16 protein-coding genes and 2 tRNA genes are annotated in these 17,737 nt (G+C 56.6%); 9 read left to right on the top strand and 9 right to left on the bottom strand.

What is annotated here, in order from left to right; genetic code table 11:
- Window positions 1–24 precede the first annotated feature (24 nt).
- The 3 genes from AC2VNM_RS03040 to AC2VNM_RS03030 form a co-directional block, all read right to left on the bottom strand.
- Window positions 25–100 (bottom strand) — tRNA-Ala (locus AC2VNM_RS03040).
- Window positions 101–148: 48 nt separating this feature from the next.
- Window positions 149–1,150 (bottom strand): class I SAM-dependent methyltransferase, encoded by a 1,002-nt coding sequence (locus tag AC2VNM_RS03035; protein WP_486912865.1) that lies wholly within the window; start codon window positions 1,148–1,150, stop codon window positions 149–151.
- Between the two features lie 18 nt (window positions 1,151–1,168).
- Window positions 1,169–1,948: a sulfite exporter TauE/SafE family protein gene (locus AC2VNM_RS03030; protein WP_486912864.1), complete on the bottom strand. Its 780-nt coding sequence runs from the start codon at window positions 1,946–1,948 to the stop codon at window positions 1,169–1,171.
- An 83-nt stretch (window positions 1,949–2,031) separates the two neighbouring features.
- Here AC2VNM_RS03030 and AC2VNM_RS03025 point away from each other — a divergent pair, with 83 nt between their 5' ends.
- On the top strand, window positions 2,032–2,946 hold the full coding sequence (locus AC2VNM_RS03025; RefSeq protein ID WP_483190172.1) for a D-alanyl-D-alanine carboxypeptidase family protein: 915 nt from the start codon (window positions 2,032–2,034) through the stop codon (window positions 2,944–2,946).
- 1 nt (window position 2,947) lies between these two features.
- Here the strand turns inward: AC2VNM_RS03025 and AC2VNM_RS03020 are convergent, their stop codons facing one another.
- Window positions 2,948–4,483, bottom strand: a complete 1,536-nt coding sequence (locus tag AC2VNM_RS03020; protein WP_483165660.1) for a DHA2 family efflux MFS transporter permease subunit — start codon at window positions 4,481–4,483, stop codon at window positions 2,948–2,950.
- Window positions 4,484–4,608: 125 nt separating this feature from the next.
- On the opposite strand from AC2VNM_RS03020, the gene AC2VNM_RS03015 reads away from it, so the two are divergent.
- The 4 genes from AC2VNM_RS03015 to AC2VNM_RS03000 all read left to right on the top strand — a co-directional run bounded on the left by AC2VNM_RS03015 (window position 4,609) and on the right by AC2VNM_RS03000 (window position 6,316).
- Window positions 4,609–4,684 (top strand) — tRNA-Glu (locus AC2VNM_RS03015).
- A 56-nt stretch (window positions 4,685–4,740) separates the two neighbouring features.
- On the top strand, window positions 4,741–5,715 hold the full coding sequence (gene galE / locus AC2VNM_RS03010) for a UDP-glucose 4-epimerase GalE (protein ID WP_486912863.1): 975 nt from the start codon (window positions 4,741–4,743) through the stop codon (window positions 5,713–5,715).
- A 159-nt stretch (window positions 5,716–5,874) separates the two neighbouring features.
- Complete coding sequence (gene relB / locus AC2VNM_RS03005; RefSeq protein WP_486912862.1) at window positions 5,875–6,201, top strand: type II toxin-antitoxin system RelB family antitoxin; 327 nt, start codon at window positions 5,875–5,877, stop codon at window positions 6,199–6,201.
- Entirely contained in the window at window positions 6,185–6,316 is a 132-nt protein-coding gene (locus AC2VNM_RS03000) for a hypothetical protein (RefSeq protein WP_486912861.1), read from the top strand. The genes relB and AC2VNM_RS03000 overlap by 17 nt, the downstream gene beginning before the upstream one ends.
- A 277-nt stretch (window positions 6,317–6,593) precedes the next feature.
- Here the strand turns inward: AC2VNM_RS03000 and AC2VNM_RS02995 are convergent, their stop codons facing one another.
- From AC2VNM_RS02995 to AC2VNM_RS02985, 3 genes are all read right to left on the bottom strand, one after another.
- Window positions 6,594–6,845 (bottom strand): PIN domain-containing protein, encoded by a 252-nt coding sequence (locus AC2VNM_RS02995; protein ID WP_486912860.1) that lies wholly within the window; start codon window positions 6,843–6,845, stop codon window positions 6,594–6,596.
- Entirely contained in the window at window positions 6,842–7,075 is a 234-nt protein-coding gene (locus AC2VNM_RS02990; protein WP_486912859.1) for a hypothetical protein, read from the bottom strand. The genes AC2VNM_RS02995 and AC2VNM_RS02990 overlap by 4 nt, the downstream gene beginning before the upstream one ends.
- Window positions 7,076–7,151: 76 nt before the next feature.
- A complete protein-coding gene (locus AC2VNM_RS02985) occupies window positions 7,152–9,191 on the bottom strand; it encodes an O-antigen ligase family protein (RefSeq protein WP_486912858.1) in 2,040 nt (679 codons plus the stop codon).
- A 642-nt stretch (window positions 9,192–9,833) separates the two neighbouring features.
- Here AC2VNM_RS02985 and AC2VNM_RS02980 point away from each other — a divergent pair.
- The 4 genes from AC2VNM_RS02980 to AC2VNM_RS02965 all read left to right on the top strand — a co-directional run bounded on the left by AC2VNM_RS02980 (window position 9,834) and on the right by AC2VNM_RS02965 (window position 16,546).
- Window positions 9,834–12,005, top strand: a complete 2,172-nt coding sequence (locus AC2VNM_RS02980; protein WP_486912857.1) for a beta strand repeat-containing protein — start codon at window positions 9,834–9,836, stop codon at window positions 12,003–12,005.
- Window positions 12,006–12,071: 66 nt separating this feature from the next.
- Complete coding sequence (locus AC2VNM_RS02975) at window positions 12,072–13,178, top strand: sulfotransferase family 2 domain-containing protein (protein ID WP_483190233.1); 1,107 nt, start codon at window positions 12,072–12,074, stop codon at window positions 13,176–13,178.
- Between the two features lie 30 nt (window positions 13,179–13,208).
- Window positions 13,209–15,272 (top strand): glycosyltransferase, encoded by a 2,064-nt coding sequence (locus tag AC2VNM_RS02970; protein WP_483190232.1) that lies wholly within the window; start codon window positions 13,209–13,211, stop codon window positions 15,270–15,272.
- 47 nt (window positions 15,273–15,319) lie between these two features.
- Window positions 15,320–16,546, top strand: coding sequence for a glycosyltransferase family 4 protein (locus tag AC2VNM_RS02965; protein ID WP_483190231.1), 1,227 nt, complete (start codon window positions 15,320–15,322; stop codon window positions 16,544–16,546).
- On the opposite strand, the gene AC2VNM_RS02960 is transcribed toward AC2VNM_RS02965, so the two are convergent.
- Window positions 16,543–16,938 carry a hypothetical protein gene (locus tag AC2VNM_RS02960; protein ID WP_483190230.1) on the bottom strand — a complete coding sequence of 132 codons (396 nt, stop codon included), beginning with the start codon at window positions 16,936–16,938 and terminating at the stop codon, window positions 16,543–16,545. The genes AC2VNM_RS02965 and AC2VNM_RS02960 overlap by 4 nt on opposite strands.
- Window positions 16,939–16,958: 20 nt before the next feature.
- A complete protein-coding gene (locus AC2VNM_RS02955) occupies window positions 16,959–17,729 on the bottom strand; it encodes a peptidylprolyl isomerase (protein ID WP_483190229.1) in 771 nt (256 codons plus the stop codon).
- Window positions 17,730–17,737 lie beyond the last annotated feature (8 nt).

Below are 17,737 nucleotides of genomic sequence, written 5' to 3'. Positions count from 1 at the left end.
TGAGACCAGTTGGGCGCTGAATTTTGGTGGAGCGGAGGAGGATCGAACTCCCGACCTTCGCATTGCGAACGCGACGCTCTCCCAGCTGAGCTACCGCCCCAACGATTAAGGCGAATGATAGCCGCTGCGCTGCGCAAATGCAATGCGATCAGGGCCGCCGCCCCACCACGACGACATCACTGCCCACCGGCTGGATGCTGGCGGCAAGACCTGCGGCAGAAAGGGCTTGCGAGATCTCGTCCGGCCGCAGGAAGTGATTCCCTTGTATGTGCTCGGTCAGATTCTGGAAGGCCATGCCGCGGTACGCCGGTTCGCGCAGGAGCAGGCTATCGTCAGGCCAGGCCGGCTCCCAGATCACCACTGCCCCCCCTGGCCGCAATTCTTCATGCAAACGTGCGAACAGTTCACCCCGCTCTTCCCAGACATGGTGCAGCGCCCGATTCATGGCGATGAGATCCGCGGGCTCGGGAAGTTGAAACTGATGAATATCGCCTTCCGCAAAGCGAAGACGCTCGCCCAACCCCTCTGCAGCAGCCAGGGCAGTCGCCTGACGCACATTTTCGGCAAAGCCATCGAGCCCCAGACCGCGCAGCTGCGCACATTTACCCAGTAAGGCCCGCAGATACCAGCCATTTCCGCAGCCCAGGTCCACCGCGAGCCCCTGGCGCGCATTCATTTCCGCAAATATCGGAACGCTGGACACGATTTTTTCTTCAAAAGTGCGCCGGAAATTGTGCTCCAACATACTTCCAAACCACGGCAGAATCGTTTCGCGCTCGGCGAGCACCTTCTCGCCAGGACGCTCACCGGTGCGCATCAAACCCGCTGCCCGCTCAGCCATATGGGCACCCAGAACCGCTCCCACGGCGGCCGCCATTCGGCTATCCGGTCGCTCAGGGCGCATACTGTCGCCATCCTCGCTCAAACGGAAGCCGTCGCCCTCCCGCTCCAGCCAGGAAAAGGCATACGCCGCATCGCACCAGCGCTGCAAATATCCCACGTCCAAGTTCGTTGCCTGGGCCAACTCTGCCGGCGTTGCCCTCTGCAAGCTATGCAAGGCAGAAAACAATCCATTCACCACCCCAATGAAGGCAATATGCAGAGACATCGCCCCCTGCGCGCGGCGGCGCAGCTCTTCCGCTGAAATCATGGCTCGCTCCTTTTTCGATCACACAAGATATTTGATGCCGACGATGGCCAATACAACCAGCGTCGCCCGCAAAAACAGCTTTTGATTAATTCTAAAGTGCAGATGATTCCCGGCCCAGAGCCCAAGCAGAGTTGCTGGCGCTAGGGCCAGAAACCCCAAGGCCAGCGGCCCGGTGAGCAGAGCCAGGAAAAAATACATGAGGCCCCGCACGATATTGTCCGTCAGGGCAATACCCTGAAAGGTCGCGCGAAAGGCGCGCTTGTCGAGGTGGCGCATCTGCAGATAGGCAACGATGGGCGGTCCACCGCCACCATAAAGGCTGCCGATGATCCCGCCAAAGGTACCCAGCGGCACGCCCCAGGGTAAGGACAAACGCGGCAGTCGTTCCGGTTTGAGCAGCGTCGCATAGGCCACATAGCCCAGAATGAAGACTCCCAGAAAGCGCGTCAGATCCTGGGCGTCGCTGTCGGCCAGAATGAAGGCGCCCACGAGAAGCCCCAGCAGGCTCCCTGGCACCAGCCAGCCCAGTTCCGGCCAGCGAATTTCGCGAAAGTCATAGGCACCCAACAGCACCGAACCCAAGAGATCAAGCAGCAGCACCACCGGCACGACTTCCTTGATCGGAAAGAACAGGGTCAGCAACGCCACGGAAATCAGACCGGAACCAAAGCCGATCACCGCGCGCACGTAGAACGCGACAAAGACAATCGCGCCAGCAATGGCCCAAAGGCCTGGGTGTCCCCATAGACTGCTGGCAGCCAAACTGACGGCGGCCGCAGCGCCGACCAGAACCTGCATATCCGTCTCCTAAAAAACCTATTGAAAAATAGAGAAAAACGCCTAAACTCTAAACCATAACTTTAGCATGGAGTGGTACCACCATGGTCCCGGTACAGAAACAGATTCGCAACCATTTGTATTTTTTGCTTTTTGCCATGTTCTGCTGGCTCAGCCTTGGCAATAGCGCACGGGCCGAGGGAATCTCCGCCCTGCCGCCCATCGATGCGCGTTCCTACATCCTCATGAATGCCGAAACGGGGCAAATCCTCGCCGCCAAAAACGCGTACAAGCCCTACGCCATCGCCAGCCTGAGCAAGTTGATGACCCTGTATTTACTGTTTCAGGACATCGATTCGGGACACCTACACCTACACGGCCAATACACTCCCTGCCCAGCGGCGTTGCAAACCGGTGGCTCGTCGATGTTTCTCCGCGCTGGCCTGCCCTTCAGTCTGGCCCAGCTCATCCTCGGCATGACGGTACCCTCGGGCAACGATGCCGCGGTGGAGGCCGCCGTCCTGGTCGGCGGGAACGTGCCCACTTTTGTGCAACAGATGAACCGCAGCGCGCAGAAGCTCGGCATGCTCTCCACCACCTACAACAATCCCGACGGTCTGCCCCACCCCAACAATTTCTCCAGCGCCTACGACCAGGCCGTCCTCACCCGCAACATCCTGCAGCGCTTCCCGCAATACCTGCCCTTTTTCGGCCATAAAAACTTCACCTACGCCGGCATCACCAGTCCCAATCCCAACCTACTGGTGGGGCGCGTACCCTTCGTTACCGGCATGAAGAGCGGCTACACCGATGCCGCCGGTCATTGCCTGGTAGTGACGGGCACCCAGGGAAACATGACCCTGATTGCCGTCGTCCTTGGCGTCCCCTCCTTTACCGATGAAAGCCGTGGCTTCTGGAAGGCCTCCTGGGCGGGGCTCAAGCTGTTGGATTGGGGTTTCGCCCGCACCCTCTGGCTGCCGCAAGCCGCTGGTCTCGAAAACACTGCCGAAGAGCAATGACTCAGTGACCTAAAGCCTCGCCGCTCTCGCCCGGATCGACCGGCTCGGGCGGGCGGCGCAATAGGAGCACCAGCGGAATCAAGACGAGAAAGCTATAAAAGGTCAGAATGAATGCATCCAGCACGCCGCGCATCCCTGCCTGCGGCAACACCACCACATTCCCCAGCACCTGCCACGCACGCGGACTTTCGCCCATACCCATCGCCGCAATGAAGCGATGAAATGCCGGGTTGAAAGGGTTGATATGCCCAGCCATCTGATTCCATCCTATCTGCTTGCCTTGGGTCATTACCGTCGACACAATGGCGATGCCAATACTGCCGCCCAGGGTGCGCATCAGATTGAAGATACCCGAGCCCTCGGCCTGATCCTTTCTGTCGATCGTCGAAAAGGCCAGGGTAAAGAGGGGAATACTGACCAGGCCCAGGCCCAAGCCACGAACGAATGATGGCCAAATCACCCAGCCCATGCTGATGTCGAGATTGTACTTGGTGGTAAACCAACTGCCGATGGCACCGAAGAAGATGCCGACAAGAACAATGTCACGCGGATTCACATTGCGCGCCAGAAGGCGCCCGGCGACGACCATCGCCAGCATAGCACCAATTCCCTGTGGCGCCATGACGAGACCGGTGGTGAAGGCCTCATAATGCAGGAAATCCTCGAGCATGATCGGCAGGATGACCATCGCCCCAAACAAGGCCAGGCCAAAAATTCCGATGCCCGCGCTGCCCAGCGACAGATTGGCGTCCTTCAACAGGCGCAAGTTCACCACCGGATGCTCCACCGACAGCGAGCGCCACACGAAGAACAGTAATCCCAGGGCGGAAACCAGACTCAGGATGATGATGGTGTGCGAACTGAACCAGTCGTCTTCGTTACCCAGGCTGAGCACACCTTGCAACGCCCCAAAACCGATGGCCATGAGCGCAAAACCCAGCCAGTCCACCGGACGTGGATGATCGCTACGCCCGATGTTCGGCACCGTCTGGAGCAGTAAAAATGCGAGAATGCCGAAGGGGATGTTGACGTAAAAGACCCAGCGCCAGCTCAAGGTATCGGTGAGCCAGCCGCCCAGGGTCGGCCCCAGAATCGGACCCAGCATGATGCCCATGCCGAGGATGGCCATGGCCTGACCGCGTTTTCGCGCGGGGTAGGTATGCAGCATGATCGTCTGCCCCACCGGCGCCAGCGACGCGCCAAAGGTACCCTGCAACAAGCGCCACAGCACGATTTCCGGCAGGCTGTGCGCTTGCCCGCAGAGCGCCGAGGCGACCACAAAGCCAGCCACGCTCCACAGCATCACGGTGCGCTGCCCATAGCGCTCCACCAGCAGGCCGGTAAGGGGCAAGAGGATGACGTTAGCGATCATGTAGCTGGTGAGCACCCAGGTAATCTGATCGCTGTTGGCCTGCAGGGAGCCGCGCATATACGTAAGGGCCACGTTGACGATGGTCAGATCGAGCACCTGCATGACCACCGCCAACATCACCGCCACCGTAATGGCCACCACGGAAGTGTTCTCGGATTCGCTCATGGGCCCTCCCCAGATCTTCACAAGTCTACTGACCGATCGGTCGGTATGCAAGACGGGGATGATTGCTCAGCATTCACAAAGGCTATTGCACTGCCCGCCCATTCCGGGTAAAGTTCGCGCTCCTGGTCCCCATCGTCTAGCGGCCTAGGACACCGCCCTTTCACGGCGGTAACGGGGGTTCGAACCCCCCTGGGGACGCCAGTTTGCCTGCAGGTTCCACGCGCTGCTGAAAGCTCAGTCATTATATGAAGCCCCCCATGCTCGTCGTCGGCGGTGCCGGCTATATCGGCTCGCACATGGTCAAGCTGCTCGCGGAAGCCGGGTATCCTGTCACCGTGCTCGACAACCTCAGCACCGGCTTTGCCGACGCCGCCCGCTATGGCGATCTGGTCACGGGTGACCTGGCGGACAGCGCCCTGCTCGACCGCCTCTTTGCCAAACACGCCTTCGCTGCCGTACTCCATTTTGCCGCCCTCAGTCAGGTTGGCGAGTCCGTACAGGTCCCCGACCGCTACTACCGTAACAACGTCGTCAACACCCTCAACCTGCTCGATGCCATGCGTCGCCATGGGGTAGACAAGTTCATTTTCTCGTCTACTGCGGCCATTTTTGGTGAACCGCAATACATCCCCATCGATGAACGGCATCCCGCCCAGCCCATCAATCCCTACGGGCGCTCCAAGCGCATGGTGGAAGAGATGCTGGCCGATCTCGGGCACAGCTACGGGCTGCGTTCGGTTTGCCTGCGCTACTTCAATGCCGCCGGTGCCGATCCCAGCGGCGAACTGGGCGAGCGCCACGACCCCGAAAGTCATCTGATTCCCCTGGTACTCCAGGCCGCCAGTAGCCGGCGGACGCAGATTTCCGTCTTCGGCAACGACTACCAGACCCGCGATGGCACCTGCATCCGCGATTACATCCACGTCTGGGACCTGTGCAGTGCCCATCTCCTGGCTCTGGAGCATCTGCTACAGGATGGCGAAAGCCTCGCCCTCAACCTGGGCAACGGCCAGGGCTTCTCGGTGCAAGAGGTCATCGACAGCGCACGGCGGGTCACCGGCAAAGAAATCCGCGTCCAGGAACAGGCGCGCCGACCCGGCGACCCGGCCATCCTGGTGGCCGACAGCACCCAGGCACGCCAGCTCCTTGGCTGGCAACCGCAATATGCCGATCTCGATACCATCATCGCCCACGCCTGGACCTGGGAGCAGCAGAAAGGCCAGCGCTGGTAGCTGACGGTCAGTGTACGCCCCTGCCCTTGCGGAGAATCGCCGTGGTATCCATTCTATAGGCAAAATTGACCAATTCAATATCAATCTCTAAGATTAAGAATCAATCAGTTATCATCAATAGGTAAGCTCCACGGAACACATTCCGAAAGGAAAATCAACATGGCGCAAACTGGAACCAAAGTTCTAACGGCTCATGTATCGCTGTCGTTCCGTGCCAGTCTTGATATACTTGTATATCGCTTTCAGAACAGGAGCCAAAACATGCTTGCTATCCGACTGCCCGCCGAAGTAGAAAGCCGATTGGAAGCGCTGGCGAAGGCCACCGGGCGCACCAAGACATTCTATGCCCGCGAAGCCATCCTTGAGCATCTAGATGAGCTCGAAGATTTATACCTAGCGGAGCAACGCTTGATGGATATTCGCGCAGGCAAAACCCAAACCGTATCGCTCGAAGAAGTGATGAAACGCTATGGCCTGGGGGATTGAGCTCGATCCTGCCGCCGAGCGCGAGCTGGACAAGCTCGACCAGCAGTTCGCCCGCCGCATCCTCGTTGTACGCATCGGTAACCGCAAGGCCGTCTATCGCAAAGAGATGAAGTAACCGCTCAAGAGCGCTCCGCCTGGGCAATCTGTCGCAGCAGTTCGATGCTCGGCGCAAAGTCGGGCGAAGCCTTGAGGCTCGCGATCAAGGTCTCTTCCGCCGCCTTGGGGTCGTGCGCCAACTGCCACTGATTACGGGGGAATTCAGGCCAAGGAGCGGCAGCCAAAGGATTCGCGTGGGTGAGGAGAGCGTGGGAATTTTCATTACGCGGTGAAGTTCTCCAATAACATTATGCTTCCTTCTCTTTGCGCCTTCATAAAATATCGTCGGTCGGCAGTTACCAGCATCGCTTCGGGATGCAGCAAAGCCAGCGCATGGTACAGGGTGTCAAAAAGATGATGGCCGTATCGGGTTTGACCCGCGCCAGGACCGCGGCCATTTCCGCAGTAAAGTGCGGCGGTTGAATCACTTCCCCAGCACCGGAAAGCGTCTGCTCCAACAAGGCTATGGCCTGAGAGACGTGGTCTTCCTCCGCCCGAAAACGCAAAAACCACTTCAGTGCGACACTGGCATCGATGACCCAGTTCACGGACGGTCACTTTCCCTCACTGCCCGGCACTCGGCCGTACTCAGCATCGGCGCGGATTCGCGACGCTCCAAAATGCGGGCAGCCGCTTGCCGCGCGCGATCCTTACGCTGCGCACGATCCACCGCCTCCCGCATCAAGGCAGCAATGATGGCGCTTTTGTTTTCCTTACGGAAAGTTGCATTGAAAGCAACTTTTACATCATCGGGAACGCTAAAATTCACTGTAGCCATGCAGGGACACCTTTGTTGAAAAGTTCAACAAATACTGTAGGCCGTTTTCTGCTTGGCCGCAACGTAAACGCCGTATCTACGAGCGCTCCGCCTGGGCAATCTGTCGCAGCAGTTCGATGCTCGGCGCAAAATCGGGAGAGGCCTTGAGGCTCACGATCAAGGTCTCTTCCGCCGCCTTGGGGTCGTGCGCCAACTGCCACTGATTACGGGCGATGACCCACTCCAGCAACGCCCGCGGCTCGGGAAAGAGGGGCCGCTGCAGCCCCGCCTGTAAAAAGCGGATGCCCTCCTGCACCTTGCCATGGTCAAAGAAGGCCGTGGTGGTAATTTCGCTGCGTAGGTTAACACTCTCCGGAGTCAGGGCCAGGCCCTTGCGCCAGGCCAGTACCGCGCGGTCCTGCGCCGCCTGCGGCGTCATCCCCAACAAGGTACTGCCGTACTGCCGATACACGGAACCGATGGCGTTATAGACCCCCGCCTGCCGCGGAATCCCTATCAGCGAAGCGTGGTACTGCTGCAGGGCGGCCTCCACCAAGACCCGCCGCTGGGCCGTGGGCATGGCGCTATCCCGGCTGGCGAGGTTGAGGTAGGCATTGCCCATATAGACCCAAGGCTGGGTGGCCTGGGGCCGGGCCACCTCCAGAAAGCGTGCCGCCTTCATCAAAAAGACCGCCCGCGCGTTGGGATTGACAATCAGCGAATTCAGCCAAGCATTGTCACTGAACAGCCCATAAACTGCCGCATCCAGGGCCAGAAACCAGCTCGCCAGCAATACCACCAGCACCATGGCTCCCTGCACAATCTTGGGATGATTGATACCAAGGCGCGGTAGCAGGGGCGCCGTATCCCCCTGCCGGTGGTACAGACGCCACGCCTGCGCCAGAAAGATCCCCGCCAGGATGCTCAGGGGCAGATTGTAGAAAATGAAATTGCCCAAGGCATGGCCGGTGATGGCAAAGACCCCCAGGACCAGCCCCAGGGCCCAATAGCGGTTTTCCTCACTGATCCCCAGGCGCGCCGGACGCACAATCAAGCGATACAGGGCATACATCAAGGCCCCAGCAAAGGCCAGCAGAAAGCCGAGATTAATCAACCCTCCTTCCGCCAAAAACTCGATGAAATCGTTATGGGCATAGGTACCCGCCGACGCCAACTCGCCCGGCAGACGGTAGGCGGGATAGAAGAGGAAATAGCTGCCCAGCCCGGTACCCAGATAGGGATGGCTCAGAAAAATGTGCCAGGTGGCGATCCACATCAGACTGCGGGAGACCGTCGCAATATTGGAAGAAATGTAATGAGGATTGAGTTGCCCCAGGATGTCGTAGCCCTTGGGATAATTCATCAGCAAAAAGGCAATGAGCACCAGGGCCAGAATCACCAGCCAGCGTCCCAGCATCCCCTTCCGGTTGCGAAAGCCCAGCACGGCGAAGGGTAAGGTACAAAACCACGCCAGCAGGCCGCCACGGCTACTGGTACTGAAGTCCGCCAGCAGCACGACGGCAATGGTCACCAGGTAACCCAGGGCCGGCCAGTGAATGTTTCTGGAAAGAAAGCTCCGATCCTTGCCGCTGTCGAGTACAAAGTAGCGGGCGATGAGAGGAAAAAACAGCAGATTCATCCAGGCCGCATAGCTATTGCAATCCATCAGTGGCCCCTGCGGCCGCAACCCCTGCCAGCCTGTGCCCAAGCCTAGCAAATGATAGTATTGCCAAAGCCCGATACCCGTCAGAATCCAGGCACTCGCCACAATCCCCCGCCAGAACCACGGCCAGACCGCCCCGATATCCTTCTCCGACAACATCACCCAAGCCAGAAACCCCAGCGGCACCGAGCCCAGGGTCCAAAAATAGAACCAGCTACTGTAGGGCACATGGCTCCAGAATAGGGTCAGCCAGAACCACAGCAACCACAGCAGCATGAACACCGGCAGGTACCCCCTCGGCCACGGCAGGCCCTCGCGCAGCCGGGGCCAGACGGCAACCGTCGCAAAGACCAGCAGCAGGACGCTACTGATAACGAGCAGCGGGATCAGGGAACCGTTGTAGTACCAGCTGAAAAGATAGGCCAGAATAGAGGAAGCAAGGAGAAGCAACAGGCGAGCAGTCGATTTATGCATGAGATCTTTAGGTCACTCAGGGTGGTCGCCTGGATTCTAGCAGGCTATCCCATCGCGAACATCCACCACAGCGCGCCTCGAACCCAACCTTGACACGCTCTTGCATAGTATCTAGTTGACCGAGCAAGAGCGTTGTAAAAGTGACACAGCGCACTTGACAGAATGGAAAGGGAGATGCCAATATTTGCCGAACTGATTACAAACGAAGGAATACGTTTGCGCTCGTTTCTTAGACGTTGTTGTTGCCCGTCAGTGGCGGGCGTTGACTTTCCTCTCGAGCAATTGCGAGAGGGTGAAATCCGTGGGTACCGCGAGTGTCGGCACGGCGCCGTGCTGGCAAGTAGCCTGATGATATCCATGGTGGGCGTTCTGTTCGGACGCCTTTCGAGGCCTTGAAGTAGCAGTTCATCCTACCTTGTTTAGTGAGGAATCACGCATGAAAAAGCAATCTGTTGTAAAATACAGTCCACTGGTAGCAGCTCTTGCCCTGGCACTGTCGGCACCTGCCGCCATGGCCGCGCTACCAAGTGTCGCCAGCAACCAGCTTCCTGGTAGTTTTTCCAGTAATAACAGTGTTACCTATACTGCTTCTGACTCTACTACCGCGACCATTACGGTCCCCAGCAGTGCCACGATCTTGCAGTGGGGTGGAACTACACAGACCAACACGTTGCCGCTCCTCCCGGTATCAACGCCCAGGCGGGATTCAATGTTGGTTCTGCCGCTAGTTTGACCATTACGGCCGCAACTTCCACCTCGACCACTTTTGGCGTCCTGGTGTCAGATCAGACGGGTAATCCATCTCAGATTTACGGGAAACTCAACGCAAGCGGTGGCGCGGCAGTTTTTGTTGCCAACGGTAATGGTGTTGTCGTGGGTAGCAATGCCACCGTTACCCTGCCCAATGGTGGCGGTTTCATTGGCGAGAATGTGACTATGGGCACCACTGGCACAAGTGCCGGTGTGATTACTAGTGGTACGGAGACTGGTGCAGTCACCATCAATGGCACGGTGTCCAACTCTAGTGGCTTCCTGCTAATAGCGGGTAATGGCAATGTAAATGTGGGCGGAAACCTCACCAATGCTAGCTCCGTCAGCGTTGTGGCTGGGTTTTCCTTCACGGCTAGCTCTACTACTGTTGCGCCCCTCATCGGATCGCAGTATGTCAGCAACAGCTCGGCTGTAGTCAATCTTTCTGCGAATGGCGTAACGGCCGCGGTAAACGCTGCCGGCAACGTGAACCTGACTGGCTCTGACATTGATGTCACTTCCGGGCAGATCAACGGTGCCCTCGTCAACAACGGCTCGGCTACCGTATCTGCCACATTAGGCGGGGCCCTGACCAACAATGGGGATTTGACGCTCACCACTACCGCTGCCAGTGGCGCCGTGACCAACAATGGCACAATGACCCTTGGTAGTCTCTCAGCCGCCAGCATCACCAACAGCGGTACGATGAGCATTACTACTGGCTTCAATCTGACTGCTACGGCCGGGAAAATTGTCAACAATGGATCGATAAGCGCTGGGGCGAACAACGCGACCTTTACCGCTACCGCCGCTGCCAGCTCGGGTGCAGGCATTGTCAATGCGGGTACCATCACCGCTGGCAGCCTGACCCTCCGCGCTAGTTCGGGAGACGTACTGAACTCCGGCACCATTTCTCTAACGGGCACTGATGCGCTTACGATGTCGGCAGCGACGGGCAATGTGACCTTGAATGGCTCGGTATTGATTGGCACCAGTGCCCCGTCCTCCAATACCCCTCTTACCAGCGTGTCTCTCACAGCGAGCGGCGGTAACGTTAGCTTGGGCAGCAACCTGCTCTATGTCACATCTACCGACCTCTCCGGTGACAGCGTCACCATTACTAACGGTGGCGTAATCGGGACAGGGACAGTTACCGCCGCGGCAGCAAAGGGCAATGTCGGTCTGTACCAAGGAACCACGCTGGCGGGCTCTACAGTTGATGTGAGCGCCGCTGGCAACCTCGTCCTTGCGGGCAACATTGGTGACAGCAGCACGGACACCATTAACGTCACTGCCGGCAATATCTATGCCGGCGCGCACGCAGTTGGCGGCTTCAATGTTTCTTCTGCTGACGCTAGGGTGGCATTGACTGTTGCTGGCAACGTAGTGAACCAAAACGGCGTTACTTCGGCAGTCATCAACTACCAGAAGGCCATCCCCATCAACGTAGCCTCCTCCGGAACCGTAACCTTGGCAGTTGATCCGACCAGCGCTGGTACGGCCAAGCAGTACATGAACCTGGCAGTGAATGGTAACGTCACTGTATCTTCCACCACGACTGGCCCCATTTCGGTGGGTACAGCCAATGGTAATGTCATCGCCAACTATCCGTGGGGTGGCTTCACCCTTCAGGCTACCGGTAATATCACTACCGGTCAGGCTACCGGTAATATCGCTACCGGTAACTTCTACTACCCCGGTCAGCTCTTCTTTGCCAACGTCCAGCAGGTTGGAGGTAGCAGCTTTGCGCTGAGCAACACCGGTACCATCACCGTGGACGGGATTCTCTCCAACGCGGTTACCAGTAATCTGACGGGTATGGGCGGCATGGCCTTCCTGACCAACCAAAAACTTGGCGAGGTGGGAACAACCGTAATCACCAACACCAACGCCTGGATCAATTTCCCGGGCGGTAGCGGTGCCTACTTGGCCAATTACTACAATGCCGAAAATTCTACCAGTAATCGGTTCTATGGCCTGAAGTATGCCAATGGCAGCTTCACGACCCAACTGGCGGGTGGTACCAATACGGCAAACAAGTTCAATAGTGTGACCTTGCCGTAAACAATCGCTGTTTTTGTAGCTTACAGGGGGCGAAAGCCCCCTTTTTTTTGAGAAGGAGAAATGGTGATGCTTGCCGGTTCAGGCCCGGATTTTGTCGCGACCGATCCGCACGTGTGGGATCTGGCGCGCAATTCTTTTTATCTGCCCCATTTACATCTGCATTATCTTGCAACTCCCAAAGCCGCCTGTACCAGCTGGAAATGGTGGGTGGCAGCCCTACTGGAGCTCAGCCCCCCCCAGGACAACAGCCATTGGGCCTGCCTGGAGGCCAGTCCGGACCTCATGGTGCATCAATGGATTGGCGCAGCAGCGCCGCTCGTACAAAATTTCGATCTGCAGGCGCTCTCCCGGGCCTGTTCCGATCCTCAGGTATATCGCTTCGCTCTAGTTCGCAATCCTTTTACCCGCATTTTTTCTGCCTGGTCTTCCAAGATTCTGCTGCAGGAGCGCGGACAGATACCCGATGACCTTTGTGCCGCCGCGCAGGCCCTGCCCAAGACCGATGGCGAAGTAGCCGCCGCCTTCGAAGCCTTTGTGGAGGACATCTCCCTACGGGACCTGCAGCAAGGCTGGCGAAATGTTCACTGGATGCCGCAGTCTTTGTGGCTCGACTTCTTCCAAACCCACTACGACGCGATATTTCCTCTGGAAGATATGGCAAAGGCCCAAAACGAAGTGGCCCAACGACTGGCAGCGCAGGGCCGTAACTTTCCCCCTCTTGGGCACTTTCATGAGACGGTCCTCCCCTATCAGCGCCGTTTTTTGACGGCGCGCACAATACAGTTGATCCAGGAACTCTACGCCGAAGATTTTGCACGCTTTGCCTATGATCCCGAGCAGGTACCAATGGGTAGCGATTTGGCCCCGGCGTATATCGAAGGTATCTTATCGACAGTGCCGCAAGTGCGGGCTCGACATGAACGGATCTCCCAAATGCATCGCGCCTTTCAAAACGAATATAATGCCCATCAAGAGCTTCAGAAATGCTATTTTCCCCTGCTGAGCAAAAATAAAAATCTGCAAAAGGAATTCGATGATCTTCTTGCACGGTTCCAGCACCAGACTGCGGAGTTTGATACTGTTCGCATGCAACTCACGGAATTGACCTCCTCTCGCTCTTGGCGTTGGACTGCCCCCATACGGCATTTGCGTGCCCGGCTACGCAGACAGTAAGCCGGCGTGCTCCACAGCGAAGAAATCATCATGAAAGTACTGTTTGTCTCACCAGAAAGCCCGCTGCTCGAACAAACGGGCGGTATTGCCACCTATATAGCCCAAGCCATGGACGCGCTGCTGCAGGCCGGACACGAAGTTGCCTTGCTTTCCTGGGCCTGGGAGCGCGAACTGGATAGTCTGGATGAAAGATGGAAATATCGCTTGGGGTCAAATCTGTACTGGATCCCGATCCGCACAGAGAATATCGAAAAATACCCCGGATTCTCCTACGATCAGTGCGTAGCGGAGACATTGCTACTCCTACTGAAGGAGGCAATCACGCGCTTTCGCCCCGATCTGATCGAGAGCACCGATTATACCGCCCCGCTGCACGCGGCACTCGAACAAAGTCGAGCAGGCCTGTGGCAGGCTCCATGCCCTATCCGGGTGTTCCATCATGGCCTGAGCATGGACGTATGGCATGCCGATGCGAACTGGCCCTCCGACATTCGCACCCTGGAGGACTTCAACCGCGAATACTGTCAGCTGCACTGGGCAGACACGGTGGTGTATCCATCGGATCGAGCCGGGCGTCGCCTGCACGATCTGGGCATAGCAGAGCAGGTCCGGCGTAAGGTACCGGAGCCCTATCGCTTTCCGCAAATCGGTCATCATCCATCGAGCGGCGCTTTGCGGCACTTTGCTTCGGTAGGTACCTTCAAGTTTGGCAAGGGGGCGGACGCCTTTCTTTTTTTCCTGAATCAGCTCATGGGCACGGCCTACGAGCCACAGCAGGTGTCAATCATCGGCGGCACGAGTCCCTCCACATTTAAGGATGAAAATTTTTGGGAAAGGTATCTCCGGGTAATGCCGCCAGAGCTGTTAGACAGAACCAGGTACACGGGTTCCTACGAGAGGAAGGATCTCTCTTCTCTCCTTGGCGGTGTGAGCTATGCCGTCAACTTATCGACGGAGGAGACTTTTGGCTACACCACGGTAGAAGTGATCGCCCACGGGGTGATACCCATTGTCGTCGCGGGGTCGGCCATGGCCGAATTTTTCCCCAACGAATTGCAGGAGGGTATCCTGTCGAGTCCTTATCCCACTCAGGAAGAAATTCTGCGGGTATTAGCATTTTGGGAGGACGCCAGAGATGCCAAACGGGAACGCCTCAAATTCCACGTGTGGGACATTACCAGACCTGACCGCTATGTTCGCTCCCTGGAAGAATACATAACAAGCGACATTCCGGTCCGCTCTCGTTCCAGCGTGCGCCCTTCCTCCCGCTCACTTACCGAAGAAGAAAGCATCGCTGTCCTGATACCTCATCACAACGATCTCGATCGTCTGGATGAGGCTCTAGTCTCAGTCTACAACCAAACCAGAAAGCCAGATCAGGTTCTTCTCCTGGACGACGGCAGCACCGATCCCAGATCTGTCGCGCATTTCGCCGCCCTGCGTGAACGCTATCCCGACTTGCAATGCTTGCATCAAGGTAACCTAGGGCTTTGTTCTGCACGCAATACCCTGCTTTCCCATTGCACTACCCACTGGGCAGTTTTTCTTGACTCAGATGATCTTCTCGCACCGGAATTTCTGGCTGCCTGTCTTTCGGCAGTGGAGCACGCAAATGCAGATGCCGTAATTCCCAGAAGAAAAAATTTTTCCGCATCTGACGAGCTGTATGGCAATACCAATATCCATACGCCATTTCACTGGGTATACAACCACTACCGCATGACGGCCCTGATAAAAACCGCGTGCCTTCGCGACATTGGATTTCGTCCGGCGATTCGTAACGGAGAGGCGGATGATTGGCTGTTCTGGCTGCAATTCAGTCTGCGCGGGTACCAGGCCATTACCTTACCGCAGCCACTTTTTCACTATCGCTTCCGTAAGGGAAGCATGTCTTGGCCCTGGTCCAAGGGACAAGCACTACGTACGCAAGAGTCGATAGTCGAGTTATTGGCAGAGGCAATTTCTGAAACCAGCCATAATCAGCAGACTCCACGGCTTGCACAGTTGGGACTCTACTATCGCTCGCGTACCGAAGCAGTAACCCAGTTTGATTTATATCATCCACGGCCACAACACGATGAAAACCACGGATAGCAGCAGCCGGGCCTTTTTTCTTTCTTGCATGATCGGTATTGTCAACTATGATCCCTTTCCATGACTATTATCTTTGGCGGCAATGGCAACGCGTACGCCGCATCGTTGCAGACGCCCCGAATATGCAACAGGACTCCTCTTATGTAGAGGCAGTGAAGATTATCAAAGAGATGGCCGTCCAGCCCACTACTGAGCTACAGGACGCCAAGACTCAGATAGCTTCCAGCCAACTCGACTTGGAGCCTCTGCGCGTATACGTCGACCAATCGATAGAGCCATCCTTAAGTATCCGCCGCTATTTTGACTTTCTCGCACCGCAGCTCACTGCCCTGGGAGTGATCTGGGGCAGCGATCGAAGCACAGCCGACTTGGAATGGAATCCCTATGGGGGATGGACCGCTCCTCCCCCTCCTGCGAACGGCAACCTTCCCTATCTATGTACCTTTCATGGGGCAAAAGGCTGGTTTGTAGATTGGGACTGGGACTATCCCGATCGGGATTCCGCCTTACAGCTACAACCTTATGTAATGCGGCAGTTTCAGTCGTGGCGAGAGCGGATCGATAGTGTCGACGCATTCATTGTGCCGAGTTTCTATGCCGGCGCCGAACTATGCGAGTCTCTGGGCTGTCCCGAAGATCTGATCAGCGTGATCCATCATGGTCTCGACCACACGGTATATCTGCCAGACGGACAGAAAAAAGAGAGCGTCGGCTTTTTACATGTCGTCGCGCACTGGCGCGCGATCAAAAATATCGAACGAATCATTGCCGCTCATCAAGCCAGCAAGAGCCCGATTCCTTTGACGATCATTGCCCATAACTGGAGTCCAGACAAACTGCCACCGCTGGTGAATCACGTGCAAGGCCCTCTCACTCCACAGGATCTGGCGTCGTATTATCGCGGCGCTACTGCACTGGTTTTCGCGACCTTATCAGAAACTTTTGGGTTACCCGTTGTCGAAGCCATGGCCTGTGGCTGCCCGGTCATTACGTCCAACAACAGTGCCATGAGAGAACTCTTTGAAGGTTCGGCAATTACCGTTGATCCATTTAGCGAACAAGACATAGCCCAAGCCATGCGCAAGATAACTACTACCGAGCTTGCGACAACCTATCGGGAGCGTGGCATTCTGCGGGCCCGCAGTTTTACCTGGGAGCGTAGTGCCAGGGCGCACCTTCGTCTGTTCCGGAGACTACACCAAGAGCACAAGGCGAGACAAAACCCGGGCCAGGAAAAATCCATTGGACGCTGGTGGAAAAAGCTACGACATTAGTGCTTCGGATTTGCTTCCAGCCAACGCAAAGCTTTCGCTGTGTATCGGGGTATTATCTCGCTCTTGGGCTCGTTGTACGTACCACCGGACGGATTGTATTGCAAAACAGGAGCCGTTTTCTGGCTATCATTCCGCAGCACAATGGCATCGGCACCCAAAGCGGCGGCCTTTTTTTCCAATGCGGCCAACACCTGGGATGACGGCGTTCCTGCAGGGCCTTCGGCCGCGAGCTTGGCAATAACGATGAATGGGCGATTATCAGGGACTTTCGAGAAGACTTGGACAGTGGTACTAGGAGAAAAATGCAGCCGGCTGACGCTCTGGACACTGACTTGCGTTTCGGAAGCGCATCCACTCAGCACCAAAGGCAAAGCAATTGCGATATGGTACATCCAATGTTTCCTGGCCATGACTACCTCGAAATATGGACCTGATACTTGCCCCAGAGTTTTTGAATATAGGCCTGCTTCTCTTGCTCTTCAAGCTGCTTTTTCAGTGAGGCCTCGACATCCTGCAGGGGTAGGATCTGAGCCCTCCTTTTGCCAAGCAGTTGTACTAGACCCCACCCAGAAGGCAAGTTTATAGGACCAACCACAGATCCTATGGACGCCTTTTCGAGTTGCTGGAGGATCGGGGCATCCAACCCGGTATCATTTACCCAACCCAATTCTCCGCCCAACGCGGCATTAGGGCCATCGCTACCGGCAGCCAACTGCGAAAAGCTCGCTCCCTTGCGCAGATCATCCATCATCGCATGCGCTTTCTGGTAGCTGGGCACGATGATCTCGCGGATGCGATACTGCCATTTCGGCGCAGCACGCACCAGCTCCTGATATTTCTTTTCTATGTCCTGCTGCGCAACCGGGTGCCGCTCGACATATTCATCCAACACTTCTTGCATCAAAAGCTGGTTTCTGTAATTTTTTACCTGTTCGCTGATTTTCTTATTTTTCTGTACATCCATCTTCTGCGCTTGATCAAGAAGGATTTTCTCATTGATAAATGATTTCAATGCATTCGCCAGAATCCCGAGGTCGCGGTCCACCTCAGGATATTTAGCAGCAACCTGTTTGTATGTAATCGCTTCACCACCCACGGTGGCCAATACCTGTGCCTGAGCACAGTCGGCAGGACCAGCCAGCACAAAAAAACTAAGAAATGATAATAAACGAATGTTCTTCATAAGATCAG

This window comes from Acidithiobacillus sp. TH-A67 (assembly GCF_057473545.1).
This window is presented reverse-complemented; position numbering and strand designations above follow the sequence as displayed.